General features: G+C 40.0%; 16 protein-coding genes. All 16 read left to right on the forward strand.

Going from position 1 to position 18,961, the window contains the following annotated elements; all coding sequences use genetic code 11:
• Positions 1-93 precede the first annotated feature (93 nt).
• The 16 genes from RM553_RS05615 to RM553_RS05690 all read left to right on the forward strand — a co-directional run bounded on the left by RM553_RS05615 (position 94) and on the right by RM553_RS05690 (position 18,787).
• Positions 94-1,638: a lipopolysaccharide biosynthesis protein gene (locus RM553_RS05615; protein ID WP_311533977.1), complete on the forward strand. Its 1,545-nt coding sequence runs from the start codon at positions 94-96 to the stop codon at positions 1,636-1,638.
• A complete protein-coding gene (locus tag RM553_RS05620) occupies positions 1,635-2,762 on the forward strand; it encodes a glycosyltransferase family protein (protein ID WP_311533978.1) in 1,128 nt (375 codons plus the stop codon). The genes RM553_RS05615 and RM553_RS05620 overlap by 4 nt, the downstream gene beginning before the upstream one ends.
• Positions 2,759-3,952 carry a glycosyltransferase family 4 protein gene (locus RM553_RS05625; protein WP_311533979.1) on the forward strand — a complete coding sequence of 398 codons (1,194 nt, stop codon included), beginning with the start codon at positions 2,759-2,761 and terminating at the stop codon, positions 3,950-3,952. Before RM553_RS05620 ends, RM553_RS05625 begins: the two co-directional genes overlap by 4 nt.
• A gap of 28 nt (positions 3,953-3,980) precedes the next feature.
• Positions 3,981-5,060 carry a glycosyltransferase gene (locus RM553_RS05630; RefSeq protein WP_311533980.1) on the forward strand — a complete coding sequence of 360 codons (1,080 nt, stop codon included), beginning with the start codon at positions 3,981-3,983 and terminating at the stop codon, positions 5,058-5,060.
• 54 nt (positions 5,061-5,114) lie between these two features.
• Positions 5,115-6,374, forward strand: coding sequence for an O-antigen ligase family protein (locus tag RM553_RS05635; protein ID WP_311533981.1), 1,260 nt, complete (start codon positions 5,115-5,117; stop codon positions 6,372-6,374).
• Positions 6,375-6,379: 5 nt separating this feature from the next.
• Positions 6,380-7,222 (forward strand): glycosyltransferase family 2 protein, encoded by an 843-nt coding sequence (locus RM553_RS05640; protein WP_311533982.1) that lies wholly within the window; start codon positions 6,380-6,382, stop codon positions 7,220-7,222.
• Positions 7,223-7,224: 2 nt separating this feature from the next.
• Complete coding sequence (locus RM553_RS05645) at positions 7,225-8,157, forward strand: glycosyltransferase (RefSeq protein WP_311533983.1); 933 nt, start codon at positions 7,225-7,227, stop codon at positions 8,155-8,157.
• 8 nt (positions 8,158-8,165) lie between these two features.
• The gene (locus tag RM553_RS05650) at positions 8,166-8,849 is read left to right on the forward strand and encodes a CatB-related O-acetyltransferase (RefSeq protein WP_311533984.1); all 684 of its coding nucleotides are present in this window, start codon (positions 8,166-8,168) and stop codon (positions 8,847-8,849) included.
• 37 nt (positions 8,850-8,886) lie between these two features.
• A complete protein-coding gene (locus RM553_RS05655) occupies positions 8,887-9,594 on the forward strand; it encodes a WecB/TagA/CpsF family glycosyltransferase (RefSeq protein ID WP_311533985.1) in 708 nt (235 codons plus the stop codon).
• Positions 9,595-9,931: 337 nt separating this feature from the next.
• Complete coding sequence (locus tag RM553_RS05660; RefSeq protein WP_311533986.1) at positions 9,932-10,999, forward strand: hypothetical protein; 1,068 nt, start codon at positions 9,932-9,934, stop codon at positions 10,997-10,999.
• Positions 11,000-11,029: 30 nt separating this feature from the next.
• The gene (locus tag RM553_RS05665) at positions 11,030-11,830 is read left to right on the forward strand and encodes a YjbH domain-containing protein (RefSeq protein ID WP_311533987.1); all 801 of its coding nucleotides are present in this window, start codon (positions 11,030-11,032) and stop codon (positions 11,828-11,830) included.
• Complete coding sequence (locus RM553_RS05670; protein ID WP_311533988.1) at positions 11,811-12,929, forward strand: YjbH domain-containing protein; 1,119 nt, start codon at positions 11,811-11,813, stop codon at positions 12,927-12,929. The genes RM553_RS05665 and RM553_RS05670 overlap by 20 nt, the downstream gene beginning before the upstream one ends.
• Before the next feature lie 95 nt (positions 12,930-13,024).
• The gene (locus RM553_RS05675) at positions 13,025-14,170 is read left to right on the forward strand and encodes an MraY family glycosyltransferase (RefSeq protein WP_311533989.1); all 1,146 of its coding nucleotides are present in this window, start codon (positions 13,025-13,027) and stop codon (positions 14,168-14,170) included.
• Between the two features lie 114 nt (positions 14,171-14,284).
• Positions 14,285-15,079, forward strand: a complete 795-nt coding sequence (locus RM553_RS05680; RefSeq protein ID WP_311533990.1) for a polysaccharide biosynthesis/export family protein — start codon at positions 14,285-14,287, stop codon at positions 15,077-15,079.
• A 1-nt stretch (position 15,080) separates the two neighbouring features.
• Complete coding sequence (locus tag RM553_RS05685; protein ID WP_311533991.1) at positions 15,081-17,483, forward strand: GumC family protein; 2,403 nt, start codon at positions 15,081-15,083, stop codon at positions 17,481-17,483.
• Positions 17,484-17,845: 362 nt separating this feature from the next.
• The gene (locus RM553_RS05690; RefSeq protein WP_311533992.1) at positions 17,846-18,787 is read left to right on the forward strand and encodes a ribose-phosphate pyrophosphokinase; all 942 of its coding nucleotides are present in this window, start codon (positions 17,846-17,848) and stop codon (positions 18,785-18,787) included.
• The last annotated feature ends 174 nt before the right edge of the window (positions 18,788-18,961 follow it).

Raw genomic sequence — 18,961 nt, forward strand, 5'->3', positions numbered from 1 at the left:
ATAAACAAAACTTCAGATCATTTTTAATTCAAATAGATCGTCCTATTCTAATTATTAAATTTAAAGAAAATAATTTAGTTTCAATTATGCAATATGGAATCTGATAATAAAAACCTTTTACCGTCAAACAGAAAAAGTGCGGTAAAATGGAATCTCATGTTGCAATATGCAGGTCTTGCTATCGGGATGATTAAAGGTTTCTTTATTGTACCCATATATTTTAATTTCATTGATAGTGAAGATTATGGGTATTGGTTGGCAACAGGTAGTCTATTAGTGTGGATAAATATCGTAGACCCAGGGGCGGGTAGTGTATTACAGCAGAAAGTTGGCTACGCCTATGGAACCCGAAATTTACAGGTGCTGAAGCGATTGATAGGATCAGGAATCCTGATAGGATCCTTGATTTGTACGATTGCATTGATTCTTAGTTTTATTTTCTCATTTTTCATTCCTGATTTAATTGGTTTTGAAAATTATCACAAAGAAGAAGTTCTGGTAAGGGCATTTAACATTGGTGCTATTGGTGCTTGTTTTAGCTTGATTACTTCAGTAATAAGAGGTGTGAATTATGGAATGCAAAAAACCAAAGGTCCAGGGATAATTGAGATTTTTGCTTCCTTAATTGGTATAACCGTGAATATAACTATGTTATATAATGGCTATGGTCTTTATTCCATAGCGATGATGCTTTTGATTAATGGTGTTCTAACCTGTATTGGTAATCTAATCTACTTGCAATATGTTACGAGAAAGCATGACTTGTCCATAAACTATAGTTTAAATAAGACGCTCCCGTTGTTTAAAGAATTTACCTATACTTTTTTTTCTAGATTGGTGAATACACTTGCGGGTAATTTGGATTTGATAATTATTGCCAGATTTATTGGTGCTGAATTTGTGACTATTGTTGAAATAACCAGAAGACCGTTTAAAATAGTTGAAGGTATTGTTTATAAGCCTGCTGTTGCAATGGCACCTGCCGTATCGCATCTACACGGTGAAAACAATAAAGAAAAACTCAATAAACTATTGATGAAATTTTTTCATTTCCTCACTTGGGCATATGGATTTATAATTGCAGGGTTCCTTCTGTTCAATAAAGATTTAATTACGCTTTGGGTAGGTGCTGATAAATTTGCAGGAATTGTATTAAGTCTATTTATCTGCGTTGGTGTGGCCATGAAAGGATATTTTGCAAGTCTAGGAAATATAAATTTTGCCTTAGGTAATATCAAGGGAACAAGTTTAATTATTGTTGTTCAAAATCTATTGTACGCTGCTTTTATTACCATCGCGGCCATTTATTATAGTCTTGTGGGAATTATAGTAGCCCTGATACCCGCATTACTATTTACCGGTGGATGGTATCATTTAAAAAGTTTGTATGAGGATAAGGTTTTCTCTAGAGAGGATGTTACAAAATTTGTGTTCAATGTATTGTTGGTTTCTGTTGTATGTGGCATCGCTTTTCATGCAGGAAAAATTGTTCAAGCGAATACTTGGTTTGAATTGATTGTATTCGCAGGTCTATTTGCCTTGGTGTTTTTGTTGATTTTCTATCTTCTTTCCAAAGATTTTAGAAGAGAAATTGGCATATGGTATAATAAAATAAATTTAAGATTTAGAGCAGTATGAATGTTTTGTTTCTCTCCCAAGGTAGTGATGTGTCAGATCATCCAGGATGGCATGATGGGATGCTAAGATTGCAACGAGAGGGTATGGTTAATGCTTATGACAATATACCTTACTTGGGTTTTGCGGCTGAAAATGGATGGGATAGATTTTATGATTACATAGTCGATAAATGTAACTCTCTTGCTTATGACGTGGTTTATTTTCAATATTTTCACCGGAAGGGAACTCCATCGCCAAGAGAATGCGTTCAACGCCTTCGTCAACTTGATAAGGCGCCTTTGATTATTACTAGTGCGGGAGATCCATTTTCTGATAATTTATTGAAACCTGACTACCCCCAAGATTTTAAAGAAATTAGTCGCTTGGCTGATATTACCTTTAGTACACAAATGGGTAAGGCGGCTGATAAAATGGTACGTTGGGGTGCAAAGAATATTATTTACATGCCTAATGGTATGTGTCAAAAACGTTTTAATGCGCTTGGGGTAGAGGCCAATCACACTTTTGATTTTGATGTGGTATTTGTGGGCAGTCGAAATAATAGTAAAAATCCTGGTTCCAAGTATTTTTGGGCTACCAGAGACCGGGAAGAATTAGTCAAAAAGCTCAGTAAGCATTATGGTAGAAATTTCGGTCTTTTTGGTCATAACTGGGATACTAAAATTAGTCACGGCCCCATCCCTTTTTCAGAACAACAAAATACCTTTAGAAGAGGACGGGTTGTGGTAGGAGGCAATCCTTATTCTTATTCAGATTACTATACTTCGAATAGGGCTTTTTTTGAAGTAGCTTCAGGAATTCCCACCGTAGAACTAAAGGTTCCGCGAATTGGTAATGTATTGCGCAATAACGATCATGTATATTGGGTAGATTCAATTGGTGGAATTACAGATAGAATAGATAGACTACTGGATGAGGATGCTTCACAATTATATCAAAAATCTTCTTTAGCTGCCCAGTATATTGAGGACAGGCATACACAATACCATAGAATGAAATTTAAGATGGTTGTGTCCAAACATTATATAGAACACAAAAACCTAAAAATTGATTTTCCTTATTTTTTAGATGAAGTAGATATTATAGAAGAGCACAAATTTGCCACGCGTCTAAAAGCTGAATGATGCATATAGGAATAGCCAGCCCTATTACAATTCAACGTTTTTCTAAATACCTGGACGCATCGGGAAAGGAAAAGGCAAAAGCTTTAGAGGGACTTAAAGCTCCAGCTGTAGATGCCGTTGTGGAAGAATTGTTGCGACGGGGCCACACTATAAGTATCTACACACTCGCTATAGAGTGTAATGAAAAGACGGTTCTTTTTGGAAAAAACCTAACTATTTTTGTAGGGCCCTTTAGGAAAAGTAGTTATTTGAAAACATTTAATTTATTCAAAAGTGAATCAAGTCATATAAGGGACTTTGTTCATTCAGAGGTTAATAAGCCTGAAATCCTTCATGCGCAATGGACTTATGAGTTTTCATTGGGGCTTAGTTCTTTCCGTAAGGATATACCCGTTTTTGTGACTGTACGAGATTGGGCACCAGCTATTCTGAGATACTTTAAGAGTTATTATCGACTTGTTCGATTGCTTGTAAATAACGCCATATTTAGAAAACGAGAGTTGCATTTTATATCAAATTCACCTTACATATCAAAGTCCATTAAACAAAGGTGGAATATAGATAGTGTGGTTATACCCAATCCAATTTCTAATCATTATCTGGAAATCCAGAATTCAATAGACCGTGATGTTAATACTATTATTTCGGTATCCAACTCAGTAAGTAAGCTCAAGAATATCAAGACATTATTAGTGGCCTTTCAGCAGGTTCTCATAAAAAAACCTAATTTAAAACTGAGGCTAGTCGGTAATCCATTCTATCAAAAAAATCCGGCTTTAAAAAAATGGAGGACTAGCAACTTGTTTAAAAATGTTGAACTCTGTGGGCCTGTTACCCATGCAGAATTAGTTGACTTGTATGATGAGAGCAGTATTATGGTGCATCCTTCACTTGAAGAGTCTTTTGGAAATACGTTGATCGAAGCAATGGCCAGAAACACTGCTGTAATTGGTGGGAAAGATTCAGGGGCCGTGCCTCACTTACTGGGGTTTGGTAATTATGGGGTTTTATGCGATGTCACGTGTTCCACAGCCCTTGCTTGCGAAATATTGCGGCTCTGTGAAGAGACGGGTCTAAGAGAGGAACTGGTGGAAAGAGCTAGGGAGTACGTACTGAGAAATTATACCATAGAAGTAACAGTGGATAATTTAATTGACCATTATAAAAAACAGTTATCTGGTGAAAATTAGGGTCTTACATATTTTAAATGAATTGAAAATGTCAGGTATGGAAATGATGTTACTCAATTCATTCCAAGAATGGGATAAAAATGGAATAACCCCTGAAATTTTAGCAACAAAAGATAATATTGGTAATGCTGCCGAAGCATTGAAAAATGCTGGTTACATAGTACACCATATCTCTTTTGAGAATACTTCTATTAACAAATGTAACCAATTTAGATGTCTTTTAAAGGAGAATCGTTATGATATTATACATATACACCCTGAAAGTAATTTTTTCCTATATACCTTGCTAAGCTTATCAGTCGGGCATAAAAATATAGTGCGCACTTTTCATAGTCTATTCAAAATACGCTGGATAGGAAGAGTTCGTCGCCATTTTGATAGAATTATGGCGAGATTTTTAGGTGTGAAATTCCACGCTATTAGTGACATGGTGGCGGACTTTGAAAAAACACAATACAATACTGTTACGGAAAAAATTTATAATTGGTATGACAGCAATCGGTATCTGCCCGTAAAAGAGGAAGATGCTCAGAAGCTTCGTAAACAAATGGGTATTAAAGCTGAGGTTTTTGTGCTTTGTAGTGTTGGTAACTGTTCTGCTATAAAAAGGCATGATTTTTTATTAAAGGCTTTAGCAATATTCAATGATTCAGTTGACAATTGGCTGTATTTACATGCAGGAGACGAACAAGAAGGATTTGCAGAACGAAAGCTTGCATCATCACTAAATATTGCCTCGAATTGCCAATTTCTAGGAGCAGTTGATAACGTTGAAGAAATACTTGCCGTCTCTGATGTATTTGTGATGTCCTCAAAATTAGAGGGTCTTGGTAATGCGGCGCTAGAGGCTATGGGGATGGGAACACCGGTGATTTTGACAAAAGTACCTGGCCTAAATGATTTATTGGCGCGGGTCCCCCATAGCGAGGGTGTGGATCCTACACCTGAAGGTATTGCTGATGGGTTGTTTAAAGTGTATAGTATGTCTTCTTCAGAGAGAAGGCTTTTGGGAATGAAATTGCAGGAGCAAGTAAAAAAGGATTTTTCGATGCCTATGGGCGTTGATAAATACGTAAGGATGTACCGTTCAATGATTTTGAAAAATTAGGTCATGCAGATAGTCCCCTCCATTGGAATCGTAATAGTCCTGTTCCTTATAATTATGGTAATTCCATTTTTGAATGATCTTGCTAAAAGCCGGTTGAGTGCCTATGAGGTAACTGCCCATCTCATCAAAGGTTTGCTTTTTTATCCTATTCCACAGCTTCTTTTGACTCCAAGGCAATTGATTCCAATTGGGAATCAATCAACCGATGATATGGTAAGGCAATTGGAAACTGGCTTGGCTACCAATACCATCTATCTAAATTATCTGTTGCTATTGTATTTGAGTGTCCTAACAATAATGCTTATTCTTAAGAGTCCCGTTAAATTTCGAATCAATAATTTAAAGGGGAATCACTGGGTATTTGTGCTGATATTGCTGAATGTGGGCATATTGAGTTCAAGTTTTTCTCTCAACGACTTTATTTATATATTTCTATTTGCCGCCTTTTTAGTCTATTCGAAACTTAACCGCAGTCATATCCGTACCTTGTATAATTGGCTATTGGTATTATATGTGTATTCCTCCTTGATTTTGGTTCTCTTAAAACCTGCTGTTTCTATATTCTCAGATGGAGAATGGGCTGGCATCTTTAGTAATCCCAATGGGGTTGTAATTGTCTGTAACTTTATATTTATTCTATTGCTGTTAGCGCCGTATTATGGAGTTAGGCGAGCAAAGGTGCACTATCTGCATTTTATTGCAATTACTCTATTTATTTTTATGAGCGATTCGCGAAATGGGTTATTGACCTTTGCCGTCATTGGATTGATTTTTTTTGTTTCTGAATATAAATTAGGGATAGTAAAGAATATAGCGATTCTTGTTGCTTTTCCTATTCTTTTTTTTCTTGTAGACCGTTTTAACCAAATAGATTTGGTATCCCTTACTTCATCAAGAATCCTAATCTGGAATTACGCTTTTTATGAGCTTCAGGATAATTTAATATTGGGACTTGGTCGTGATTTTTACAGCTTGGATAATCGCCTTAAAAATTTCCCTGATACTCTTGTCTTTGCGACTTCTTCGTATTCGTCTTTCATGGATTATATTGTGCTATATGGTATTGTGGGAAGCGTAGCTATTGTCATGTTTATGCGATACGTTTTTTTAAAGGCCTACGGAATTAAACCGGTCTTTCTAATATTTTTCGTTTTGTTTCTTATACCTAATTTTTTCGAATCCTATTTTAGGCCTCCGTATTTAACCATAAATACAATCCTTTATTTATTCGTGCTATTTATTTTAAGAGAGACATTATTGTCTAGAAATGAGATTTGGAGTGATGAAATTGAAGCCTACCCATCAAAACTATAACCTATATGCAATATCAAGTTGCCGTTCTTTTGACTTGCCATAATAGAAAAAACAAAACTTTGTCTTGTCTTAAGGCGCTCAGTAATTGCAAGCTGCCTAAGGGAATTTCACTTTCTGTATTTCTGGTCGATGATGGCTCTAAAGATGGAACCGGTCAAGCGGTTAGAGAAAAATTTCCTGAAGTAAATATAATTCAAGGTGATGGGAGCCTGTTTTGGAACAAGGGTATGCGATTAGCATGGAAAAAAGCATCAGAAAGTAAAAATTATGATTACTATTTCTGGTTAAATGATGATACTATTTTAGATCGAAATGGATTTTTAAAAATTTTTAAAATCTATAATGAAGCTAAAACACTTGAAAAAAATGAGGTCATAGTAACCGCTGCGTGTAGAGTATCTTTTGATAAAAATTTTTTTTCTTATGGAGGAAGGACAGATTTTGGTCCTATAATTCCTAATGGGGAGTTGCAAGTCTGTAAGTATATCAATGGAAACGCAGTTTTGATTCCAAAAAAGATTTACAAAAAAGTTGGCTTTCTGTCGGATGAATACACACACGGTATGGGGGATTTTGACTATGGACTAAGAGCTATGAAACTTGGATATAAAAGTTATACAACTAAGACCTTTGTGGCTTCTTGTCCTCCGAACTTAGGGATACCAGGTTGGTGTGATCCGAAAAATAGATTATTAAAAAGGTGGGAACTATTTCATACACCCTTAGGGTTAAATATTAAGGAATATATCCAATTTCGTAAAAAATTTTGGGGAAATAAATGGTTAGTATTTGCTGTAAAAGCATATGCTAAAATGTTATTTCCTAATTTATATAAAGTGATATCCTAGATATGATGGATTTTGCCCCAATTTGTTTATTTACCTTTAATAGACTTGAAGAAACTAAGACAACGGTTGAATCTTTGAGTAATAATCTTCTTTCCTCCGAAAGCGAATTGTTTGTTTTCTCGGACGGTCCAAGGAATGACATTGAAAAATTAAAAGTTCAGGAAGTTCGTGATTATTTGAGAGAGATAAATGGATTTAAAAAAATAGAAATATACGAATCCGAAATAAATAAAGGATTAGCTAAATCTATTATTGAGGGTGTTTCAAAAATTATAGAAGTCCACGGAAAGGTAATAGTAGTTGAGGATGATCTAATTCTATCAAAAAACTTTTTATCCTTTATGAACCAAAGTCTGAATGAGTACGCAAATACTGAGGATATATTTTCCGTGTCGGGCTTCTCATTTAAAATAAAGCCTCCTAAAGATTATTCTTTGGATGCTTATGTTTGGGGTAGAGCACACTCATGGGGTTGGGCCACTTGGAATAATAGGTGGGGTACAATTGATTGGGAAATAAGAGATTTTGAAAAGTTTAAAATCGATAAAAAGCTACAAAGGGAGTTTAATAAATATGGTAGTGATTTGTCAAATATGCTACTAGCCTCTATGGAAGGTAGGGTGGATTCTTGGTTTATCCGATTTACATATAATCAATTCAAAAAAGGAAAATATACTGTGTTTCCAGTTCAATCTAAGGTTGTAAATAATGGCTTCATGCAGAATGCCACACATACAAATACTTATAATAGAATTAAAGTACTGTTCGATGAAAGTGAGGAAGTAGCCTTTAATTTCCCTAAAGATATTTCTATCGATAGTACTATTGGTAGAAGTGTTTATCGATATAAAAGTCTTGGCTATCGTATAACAGGTAAGTTTTTAACTATTCTTATGAAGGTAGGTTTAATTAAGCAACGCAAAACGACAATTTAATATTAAAAATGCTAATTAACTATTTAACAACTCTTTTTCAAAAAAAAAGATATTACAAAGCTGTTTCTTTTTTTTCCTTTTGGGATAAATACACCTCTTTCTCAAAATCAGTATATATCGGTTTTGGTGTTCGGTTAGGAAATGCAAAAATTGGGAATTACTCGAGGGTAAGACAATTATCGACCATTTATTATACCGAAATCGGTAAGTTTTCTGGAATCGGTGTTAATTCTAGAATCGGTATAGGTCAACATCCTTTGAACCTATTATCGACCAATCTGATCTTCTACAAAAAGAACCAAATTAAAAATTCATGGGTTAGAAATATTGATTTTCAAGAATATAAACCTACTAAAATAGGCAATGATGTATGGGTTGGTGAATCTGTCATGATACTTGGAGGAATTAAGATCGGTGATGGTGCCGTAATAGCAGCGAGGTCTGTAGTAACAAAAGATGTTCCTCCTTACGCCATAGTTGGAGGTGTTCCAGCAAAAATAATTAAGTACCGTTTTGATCAAGAAATTATAAAAAGATTGCTTGAGATACAGTGGTGGAATTGGTCTGAATCGAAAATTGAGAAGAATATTGAAATATTTACGAAAGAAAATATTTCACTTAAGGATTTAGAAGTATTTAATTTCAAGAAGAAAATTCCAAAGGCAAAACCGTTTATTCAAAAATCCTATTAATTAGTTCGGGCTAATAAAAAATGTTAAAACTAAACAAATGAATCTTCTTGGATATAAAATAAGGGAATCCTATCCTTCTCTTTCTGCACCAAGTAAATCTGTTGTGAATACAATAAATCCTCATTCGTATTGTGTTGCCAAGAAGGATAGTGAATTTCGGGATTCGCTAGAAGCGAGTGATATTCTTCTTCCAGATGGTATCGGGATCGTGCTTGCGGCAAGAATTCTCAAAAATGAAAAGATCAAAAAAATTGCTGGTTATGACCTCTTTTTGAATTTGATGCAGCAATTGAATGAAACCGGTGGTACATGTGTCTTTCTTGGGGCAGCTCCGGAAACCTTGGAGAAAATTCACAAAAGGGCTAACATGGATTACCCAAATGTTAAAGTTCATAGTTTTTCACCACCGTATAAACCGATATTTAATGAAGAAGATAGTCATTTAATGTGCGATAAGGTCAACTCAGTTTCACCCGATGTTCTTTTCGTAGGAATGACAGCTCCAAAACAGGAAAAGTGGGTTCATCAGAATAAGGCGAATCTTAATGCAAAGGTTATTGGTTCCATAGGAGCTGTATTTGATTTTTATGCTGGTACAGTAAAAAGACCTTCCAAGTTTTGGATAAATTTAGGTCTAGAATGGTTACCACGATTCTTAAAGGAGCCAAAGAGACTGGCAGAAAGAAATTTGGTTTCGACACCAAAATTTGTTTGGGAGGTTTTAAAGGAGCGGGTTAAACAATAGTATTCTATTAATCTTAAATGTCCGAATAGAAGTGAGCTAATTGCTGTTATTTCTTAACTCATCCTATATCTCTCTGCTCTCGAAATGAAAATTACCAATTACGATAACTTATCATCGCTAGAGAAGAAACTCAATATAAAATAGAGCTTGCCTAATTGTTCCTGACAATCTTATACGTCAGTTATTTGATCAACAAATTAATTTATCAGTTTCCTGATTCTTAATTCCTGTTTCTCTTAAAAAAGCCGTCTCTAATCTATACGTGGGACAACACTGCTTTTATATTAATCTCTTTATACAACCAATCAATTAATTTTAAATTTAAAAACCAGATTTTATGAGAACCCAATTTACACATTTTTATCGCAGAAGTACCTACTTTGCCTGCTTACTGTTTATTTCACTCCTGCTTATAAACTGTAGCAAGGATGATGACAATCCCACCCCCGAAGTTCCCGATTTTGAAGAGGAATTCGACGAGGTGGAAGACCTTCCCGAAGTGGAGGATGAAGATCCTGAAGTTACCGAGCCCGAAACCGGGAATGTAGAAACCTCTGAGGAAACCCAGGCTGTTGTGGACGACCTTGGAGACGATGGCGAGGTGAGCGAGGAAACCCAGGAGAAACTGGGCGCTGTGGAAACAGCTACCGAAAGCTATTCTGAAGGTGTAAAGGAAACTGCAAAAAACCTGAATGAGGAGGAAGTGGAAAATATTCTGGAAACAGAAGAGCTGGAAGGGGATTTGGCTGAAGTGGAGTCCGGCCTCGAAGCCCTGCCTGCAGAGGTAACCGCTTTACTGCCGGAGATCAACTATTCTGCCGATTTTGATGGCCGTGCCGCAGTGGCAAATGCAGCCTTAAAAATTCCTGATTTTGGCGATAAAGAGGTATATGCCCAGGCAGTGAATGGTTCCTGCCAGGAACAGGCCAGGGATGCTTATGATACGCGTATAGAGGAACTGGAAACCCAGAGGGATACACAACTGGCTACTGTAGATGCTAACTATCAAAGAAGGCTGGGGGAAGCTGATACCCGTTATGAAACCCGTCTTGCAGGCCTGCAGGAAGATCGTGCAGCTTTTAAGGCCGACCTTAAAGGAACAGCCGTTAATCTTCTTAATGCGGCCGCCGCGGCAGGGGAAGCCGGGCAGGAGGAACTTGCCGAACAGATTCAAACCCTTGCCCTGCTTTATACCGTAAAGGCAAGTAAGAGCCTTAAGGAGTGGTTTGCTGAGGCTTCTGCTTTACTGGTGGATTTCCAGGAGGAGGAGAAAGCTGCTGCGTTAACAATAAAGGAAACCAAGGAAGGGGAGATTACTTCTAACTTCGAGGCCAGGAAAGCCACCGCAGATGCTAAATTAAGTGCTGCGCTTGCCAACTGCCATAACCAGGGGTCAGGAAATTAATTTTTTCTACAGGTATTCCAATTCTTCGCAGTGAAGATTAACATAAAGTTTTACCTGTTCCTGCTTTTGCTGGTATTTGTACCGCAATGCAGGGGGCAGGTAAACATTCTGGGGAAAGAAGGTTATATGCTTATCCCTTCAGCTGGCTGGAAAGAAAACCGGCAGCTGGCATTTTCTTTTGCTTACCTGCCCTGGGAGTATTCTGTTTTTAAACCAGAATCAGAAAAAAACACCGTAAATTTTTACAGTGCTTCCGTCAGGTTTGCTTCCTTTATGGAAGCAGGCATAAGCGTTGCTTACCGGCCCCGCATGCCGGAGAATATTGGAGTGGGAGACCGGCAGCTGGATCTCAGGTTCAGGATATTAAAAGAAACGAAAACCCGCCCTGCCCTGGTGTTGGGCTGGACCCCGCCGGGTTCTGCTTCTCCTGTGCTGGCACATGATTATCTCGTGGCAACAAAGCAGTTCAAATCGGCTCTCGGGGATTTTGAAGTTACCGCGGGCTATGCCTCTCCTTATGTTTTCCCACGAAAGAAAAATGGCAAAAACTATTTTGACCTGGAGGTAATAAAGAAGGACGATCTAAGGTCTGGTCAATATCTCAGTGGCTTTTTTGGAGGTATAACTTATAAGCCTGTGCGTTTTGGCGGTCTGATGCTGGAATATGATACCCGTAATTTTAATGCCGGGGCTTTTATAAAGCCATTCGAATGGCTGCTGTTACAGGCTTACAGCCTGGAGGCAAAAGCGTTTGCCTTTAGTATTTCCACCAGCTTTCGGCTGGATTTTGCCCCTAATACCCTGAGACGCTATGAAAACAGCCTGGAGTAGTTTCCTGCTGCTAATGGCTACTACCTCCCTGCTCGGCCAGGGGATCGAAGATAGGCTTTTTAAAGCGGGCTTTGAAAATGTACAGGTACTGGAGAAAAAGGATAGCCTGGAGGTTTTCTTTGAACACAGGGAATTCCGCAGCCCCTATCACAGTATGCACTATGCCGGGCTGCTGCTGGAAGGCCAGGTTCAAAAAACTATAGTATGGCGCCCCCTGTACCACAACAAACCTGTTGGGGGCTATCTGCAGGACTTCTATTCTTTTGTGAAGCTGGATAAAGAAGCCAGGCAGTTTTTTAAGCAAAATAATAAGCCCTGGAATGGCTATCGCATACAGTTACGCCTGTTTCCTAATTTTGCTGCAAGGTTTGGCTATTATGAGCAGCCTTTCCAGACCCGGCTGGACCTTATCCTGGATACCAGGCTTTATCTGGCCCCGGGCCTCAGCCTGCAAACAGGAATAAAATTCCCGGTGCAGAATTCCCTGGATGAAAACAATGCCGTGGTTTTGGCACCCACTATGCTGCACTATTTTATGCAGCCTGTAAACAAACATTTTGTCGCCCTTAGCCTGGGAACATTTTATTACGACCGCTATGGGCTGGACATACAATATCGTTATGCTCCCCTGGAGCAAAGGTGGAGTTTTGGGCTGGAAGCAGGCCTTACCGGGTATTACCAGGTTTATAGCGACCACTATTCCAGCAGTGATTTATCCATAGTTCATGCGGTGGTAGATGCTGAATATCGTCTGCCTTTTGAAAACCTTAGCCTGAAGCTAAGCGCGGGCCGGTTTATTTTTGAAGATAACGGGGCACGCCTGGATATTATTAAGCAGTATGGCAATGTGGATATTGGCCTTTATGCCGCCCGCACCACCTCTGGCTCAACCATAGGTTTCCAGTTTGCTCTTCCCATTTCCCCGGGGAGCATCTACAGGACCAAAAAACTGGAATTAAGAACTCCCGCCGAGTTCAGGTGGGAATACAGCTATAATAACGAACAGCCTGTGGCCAGGAAATACCGGCTGGGCATGCCGCGCTTAGCAGATATGCTGCGGCAGTACAATGGCAATTTTATAAAGAACCTTTCCAGGTAAACCTTTTTTAAAAGGGCCCGCCTGCTATATAAACCTGTTAAACCCAAATATCAACCTTCGCCCTACCGAGAGGTTTACAATAAAAACCTGATGTTATGAATATTTTAGATCAGCAAGTAATTTTGGACCTTTTTCGTGCTTATTATCCTCTTTTTCTTGGAGTTCTTTTTTTAAGCACCTTTGCTTTTACATTTTATACCATCCCAAAGATCTTATGGGTAAGCCAGGAAAAAAAGCTTACGGCCTCTGTAAATGAGCGCAGTTCGCACCTGGTGGAAACGCCTTCTTTTGGTGGAGTGGCGTTCTTTATCACTATTGTGCTGGTGCTGTCTGTAATCCAGAGCCTCAGGCTGGGGTTTGTGGGGAATCATCTTATCGCGGCCATGAGTATTCTTTTTCTGGTAGGCCTTAAAGATGACCTGGTGGTATCTACTGCCAGGGTAAAGCTTTTTGGGCAGGTTGCCGCGGCCTGTTTTATTGTTTTCTCCCCGGAATTGCGGCTCAACAGCCTGCATGGTTTCCTGGGAATCTATGAGATACCTGAGGCAGTTGGGTACTGCCTTTCTGCCCTGCTACTCGTGGCCCTTATAAATGCCTACAACCTCATAGACGGGATAGATGGCCTTGCGGCAATTACGGGTATTGTAATAAGTGCCGTATATGGAGGCATTTTTTATACTACCGGGCATCCTTATTATGTGCTGCTTAGTGTAAGCCTTATGGGAACGCTTTTCGGTTTTCTTCGTTTTAATTTTTCCCGCGGAAGAAGAAAAATATTTATGGGAGATTCCGGTTCTCTTCCTGTTGGGCTTATCCTTGGGCTTCTTACGCTAAAAGTGTTGGTTATGGAACCCGTTAGCCTTATAAGCCAGGGCTATAATTCTGAAAACAGGATCCTGTTGGTGGCCTGTGTATTATTTATTCCGGTCTTCGATACCTTGCGGGTAATGATCATTCGTCTTCTTAGCGGGAAAAGCCCTTTTTCTGCAGATCGTAATCATGCCCATCACGTATTGCTGGACCTGGGCCTGAACCATGCCAGGGCCAGTGCTTCACTCGCCTTCTTGAACCTGCTGGTGGTAACCATATATCTTAGCCTCTCTAACCTGCTTCCACAGGTGTGGATGCTTTTTGTTGTGGTAAGCCTGTATTCCGGGAGCTTCTTTCTTTTTTCCATGTTGAAGGCCAGAAGTGCCGGAGCTGCAAGAAAAAGCCATTCTGCGCAACACTCCATGCGTTAAAATGCCGGATTCTTGTTGTTTTGAGTTGGAAGTCAATAATTCAGCCTAAAACAACCAGTATTTTAACATTGTTAAGTAAATCCTAAAATAGTATATTCGCCAAAAATTTTTTTAATGAAATTCCCCAGATTTTTAAAGCCTACGTTATTGATTATTATGCTTTTAGTGAGTGTTACGTCCTGTGTCTCCAGGCAGGATCTGGTCTATTTTGAGAATCTGCCGGAAGCGGGTACCCTGGAAGGGGTCTCCCGGAACAGCCTTGAAATAAAACCAAATGACCTGCTTACCATCAGCGTTTCGGCCCCGGAGCAGGAAGCTGCGCTGCCATTCAACCTTCCTGTTATAGGCGTGCCGCAAAATGGAGCGGAGCTGGGATTGACGGTTAATGGAAGACAGCAAATGCAGACGTATCTGGTAAATAGCGACGGGAGCATAGAATTTCCTGTGCTGGGCACTGTAGAAGTCGCAGGCCTCAACAGGCAGCAACTTTCCGCAAAATTAAAAGAGGAGATCAGCGAATATGTACAGGATCCTATTGTAAATGTAAGGATTGTGAATTTCCAGGTAAGCGTGCTCGGGGAGGTAAACCGCCCCGGTACCTTCGATGTAAGGGACGAATACTTAAGTTTGCCAAAAGCCCTTGGCCTGGCAGGGGATCTTTCCATCTACGGCCGCAGGGATAACGTGCTGGTGATAAGGGAGGAAGATGGCAAAAAGACTTACACCTACCTTGATCTTACCGATGCCTCAATGATAGATTCGCCTTATTATTATTTACAGCAGAATGACGTGGTTTACGTGGAGCCTAACTCCGCCCAGCGCCAGTCCTCCAGCTACAATCGTAACGCCTCGGTATATATCTCCATAGCTTCAGTATTAGTTTCATTAGCAGTTTTAATAGCCAGATAAGATGTCACAACAAAATTATCCAAACCGTCCGCAGGAAGAAGAGATTGATTTAAGGGAGGAACTGGAAAAGTATCTGCATTACTGGCCGTGGTTTGTGGCAGGTGTGATGGCTTGTTTAGTTGTTGCTTTTGTTTATTTGCGTACAACTACACCCAGTTATAATACTGTTGCAAGTATTATTATCAAGGATGAGGAAAGCAAATCGCCTTCTTCCGAAATGTCGGCCTTTGTAGACCTTGGCCTTTTAAGCGGGATGGGCACTAACAGTATTGAGAATGAGATAGGAATGCTGAATTCCAGGAGGATGATGAATAACACGGTGAAAGCCCTGGATATCAATATTCTTTATTTTGATGAGGATAAAATAAAGTCTTCAGAATTATATTTAAACACTCCTTTTAAAGTGAACATTCTTCAGTTGGACGAAGAAGCGCTTTCCAGAGTTGCTTCAGAAGGAGCAAATTCTTTCCGTATTAATAAAGAAAAGAGCCGGCTTGTACTTACCAATACCGAAACAGGTGAAAGAATCAAAGGAGAAGTTGGGGTGCCGTTAAATCTAGGCTTCGCCAATGTGGTAGTAACCGAAAATCAGAAAATCACTGGCTCGGGGGAAATGCAGTCTCTGGAAAACCTGGTGGTGAAATTTGTTCCCGTGGAAGCTGTGGTAGATAATTACAGGAGTAAACTGCAGGTGAATCTTACCGATAAAAATTCAAGCCTGATAGAGCTAAGCCTTGAAGACCCGGTAAAGCAAAAGGCACAGGATATCCTGGACCAGCTAATCCTGGAATACAACAGGGAGGCTATTGAGGACAAAAACCTGGTGGCCCGAAATACTGCGGAATTTATAGATGACCGGTTGAAGATCATTAATGAAGAACTGGATTCCGTGGAAACCGGCAAGGTGGAATTTAAGGAGGCTAACCGGCTTACCAATATTGAAGCGGAATCTGAATTGTTTATTGAAAATGCCAGCGAATATAATAAAAGGCAACAGGAGGTGGGAACCCAGCTGGAACTTGCCAGTGCGATGATAGATTACCTTAACTCCGGCACCGAATCTGATCTCCTGCCTGCCAACCTGGGGATAAAGGAAGAAGGCGTGAACCAGCAAATACAGGAATATAATAAACTTGTACTGGAGCGCAACAGAATACTGGCAGGTTCAACCGAGAAAAACCCTGTTATTGTAAGGCTCAACAGCCAGATTGATCAAATGAAATCTAACGTGCTGCAGAGCCTGCAACGCATGCGCTCAAATCTTAAGATCGCCCAGGAAGACCTGGACCGCCAGGCTGCTTCCATAGGAAGTAAAATATCTGCTGTGCCATCAAAAGAACGGCAGTATCGTGGCATCGAACGGCAACAGAATATAAAGGAATCGCTATATCTTTTCCTTCTTCAAAAAAGGGAGGAGAATTCGCTTTCCCTTGCCGTAACCGCACCCAAGGCCAAAATTGTAGATAGTGCTTACAGCTCAAAAGAGCCGGTTTCCCCTAAGCCAAAGATCATTTTGTTAGCGGCACTTATTCTTGGCCTGCTAATTCCTTTTCTGGTGATCTACATTAAAAACCTGCTTAATAATAAAGTGCGCAGCAGGGTAGATTTGGAAAAGGCCGGGAAACAAATACCATTAGTGGGAGAAGTGCCCAGGATAGGGGCTAAAGACCAACAGCTGGTGGGGCAACATGACCGTTCTGTCCTGGCCGAGTCTTTCCGAATCCTTATCACGAATCTGCAGTACCTGCTGGTAAATGCCGGGAATAAAAAGGAAGGGGTAAGTATTTTTGTGACCTCTACTGTTAAAGGGGAAGGAAAAACCTTTACCGCTTTTAACCTGGCCATGACACTGGCCAATACCGGTAAGAAAGTGCTGATTATGGGGGGAGACCTTCGAAATCCACAGTTGCAGCGTTTTGAAAAAAATGCCAAAGAGTGGCAGGGAGTAAGCGATTACCTGGTAAATGATAAGCTTACGCTGGAGGAGCTCATTAAGAACTCCAGCCTGCATAAGAACCTTTACCTGCTTTCTTCCGGAAGTGTTCCTCCTAATCCTTCAGAATTGTGGAGGCACGATAAAACCGAGCTGTTATTCGAACAGGTAACCTCTAAATACGATTACGTGATTGTGGATACCGCGCCATCTATGCTGGTGGCAGATACCTTTCTAATCAATAAGTTTGCAGATCTTACCCTTTACCTGGTTAGGGCCGGCTATACAGAGAAGAAACTGCTCGAGTTTCCAGTAGATGCCAAAAGGGATGGAAAGCTGCATGATGTAAGTTTTGTGCTTAACGATGTGGAAACGGCTTATTTTGGTTATGGAAATAAATATGGCTACAGTTATGGACAGGAAGACCCTGGTTTCTGGACTAAAATAAGATCGAAGGCTGCTTTTTGGTAGGCAAAATTTTTTAAATAATAAATATTAGGAACAAAATAAAAATCAGGGCCTTTGCCGATTGATATCACGCCTAAAGAGCTTTTAGGAGGCGTATTTTATAAATATTAATTAGCACATTTTAGAAAGCGGGGAACATTCCTCGCTTTTTTTATGGATAATTGGAGGTTGTTAAAAACTTTCCCAGGCTGATTCCCTCATCAGCGATAATTTTTTCAATACTACTCATTACTCATTACTCATTACTCATTACTCATTACTCATTACTCACTACTCATTACTCACTACTCACTACTCACCACTAAAATTTGCCGGCTGCCCGATATCAACTATATTTACGATCAGAAAACAACAACACAACACCAATGTCCACCACAACAGCTGACGCAAAAATATTTAACTGTACCCAAAGCCGGGAGCTTGCCGAAAAAATAGCCGCCGCGTACGGTAGTAAACTGGGTAACGTGATCACTTCTACCTACAGTGATGGGGAGTTCCAGCCTTCATTTGAAGAGTCGGTGAGGGGATCCAGGGTTTTTATAATTGGTTCCACCCACCCGGGTGCCGATCATCTTATGGAAATGCTGCTTATGCTGGATGCTGCCAAGCGTGCTTCCGCCAGGCATATCACTGCAGTGATGCCTTATTTTGGCTGGGCCAGGCAGGATAGAAAAGACAAACCAAGAGTGCCGATTGCCGCTAAAATGATCGCCAGTATCCTGGAAACCGCCGGTGCGACCAGAATTATTACCATGGATTTACACGCAGACCAGATCCAGGGATTTTTTGAAAAACCCGTGGACCATCTTTTTGCTTCCACGGTTTTTCTGCCTTACCTGAGGAGCCTGAACCTGGAGAACCTTACCATCGCTTCTCCCGATATGGGTGGTTCAAAAAGGGCCTATGCCTATTCCAAGGCTTTGGAAAGCGATGTGGTGATATGTTATAAACAGCGCGCCAAGGCCAACGTAATTTCCCATATGGAATTAATAGGAAATGTGGAAGGCAAAAATGTGGTTTTGGTGGACGATATGGTGGATACCGCCGGAACCCTTACCAGGGCGGCAAACCTGATGATGGAAAGAGGGGCGTTAAGCGTGCGCGCAATCTGTACGCATCCTGTTCTTTCAGGGGAGGCCTACGAGCGCGTGGAAAAATCAAAACTGCAGGAGCTTATCGTCACCGACTCGATTCCGCTGAAAAAAGAAAGCCGCAAAATAAAAGTTGTCAGCTGCGCCGATCTTTTTGCCGATGTAATGAACAGGGTCCATAGCAACCGTTCTATCAGTTCAAAATTTATAATGTAATTTGAAGTAAGAGGCAGGAAGTACGAAGTTAGAAGTGGAAAAAGTTACCGGTTGTCCGTTATCAGTTGTTCTTCCGGAATTTCTCTTATTCCAGGATATAAATAAAAAGAGCTAAAGAGGAAAAGAGCCAAAGAGTGAAATGTGAATTAATTCTTCATGTATGTCCCTGATATG

It is taken from the genome of Autumnicola tepida (assembly GCF_031846485.1).
GTDB lineage: Bacteria > Bacteroidota > Bacteroidia > Flavobacteriales > Flavobacteriaceae > Autumnicola > Autumnicola tepida.

What these genes read in the sequence shown, in the direction of transcription:
- RM553_RS05615 (WP_311533977.1), top strand. Translation starts at nt 94, where the DNA reads ATGGAATCTGATAATAAAAACCTTTTACCGTCAAACAGAAAAAGTGCG.
- RM553_RS05620 (WP_311533978.1), top strand. Translation starts at nt 1,635, where the DNA reads ATGAATGTTTTGTTTCTCTCCCAAGGTAGTGATGTGTCAGATCATCCA.
- RM553_RS05625 (WP_311533979.1), top strand. Translation starts at nt 2,759, where the DNA reads ATGATGCATATAGGAATAGCCAGCCCTATTACAATTCAACGTTTTTCT.
- RM553_RS05630 (WP_311533980.1), top strand. Translation starts at nt 3,981, where the DNA reads ATGTCAGGTATGGAAATGATGTTACTCAATTCATTCCAAGAATGGGAT.
- RM553_RS05635 (WP_311533981.1), top strand. Translation starts at nt 5,115, where the DNA reads ATGGTAATTCCATTTTTGAATGATCTTGCTAAAAGCCGGTTGAGTGCC.
- RM553_RS05640 (WP_311533982.1), top strand. Translation starts at nt 6,380, where the DNA reads ATGCAATATCAAGTTGCCGTTCTTTTGACTTGCCATAATAGAAAAAAC.
- RM553_RS05645 (WP_311533983.1), top strand. Translation starts at nt 7,225, where the DNA reads ATGATGGATTTTGCCCCAATTTGTTTATTTACCTTTAATAGACTTGAA.
- RM553_RS05650 (WP_311533984.1), top strand. Translation starts at nt 8,166, where the DNA reads ATGCTAATTAACTATTTAACAACTCTTTTTCAAAAAAAAAGATATTAC.
- RM553_RS05655 (WP_311533985.1), top strand. Translation starts at nt 8,887, where the DNA reads ATGAATCTTCTTGGATATAAAATAAGGGAATCCTATCCTTCTCTTTCT.
- RM553_RS05660 (WP_311533986.1), top strand. Translation starts at nt 9,932, where the DNA reads ATGAGAACCCAATTTACACATTTTTATCGCAGAAGTACCTACTTTGCC.
- RM553_RS05670 (WP_311533988.1), top strand. Translation starts at nt 11,811, where the DNA reads ATGAAAACAGCCTGGAGTAGTTTCCTGCTGCTAATGGCTACTACCTCC.
- RM553_RS05675 (WP_311533989.1), top strand. Translation starts at nt 13,025, where the DNA reads ATGAATATTTTAGATCAGCAAGTAATTTTGGACCTTTTTCGTGCTTAT.
- RM553_RS05680 (WP_311533990.1), top strand. Translation starts at nt 14,285, where the DNA reads ATGAAATTCCCCAGATTTTTAAAGCCTACGTTATTGATTATTATGCTT.
- RM553_RS05685 (WP_311533991.1), top strand. Translation starts at nt 15,081, where the DNA reads ATGTCACAACAAAATTATCCAAACCGTCCGCAGGAAGAAGAGATTGAT.
- RM553_RS05690 (WP_311533992.1), top strand. Translation starts at nt 17,846, where the DNA reads ATGTCCACCACAACAGCTGACGCAAAAATATTTAACTGTACCCAAAGC.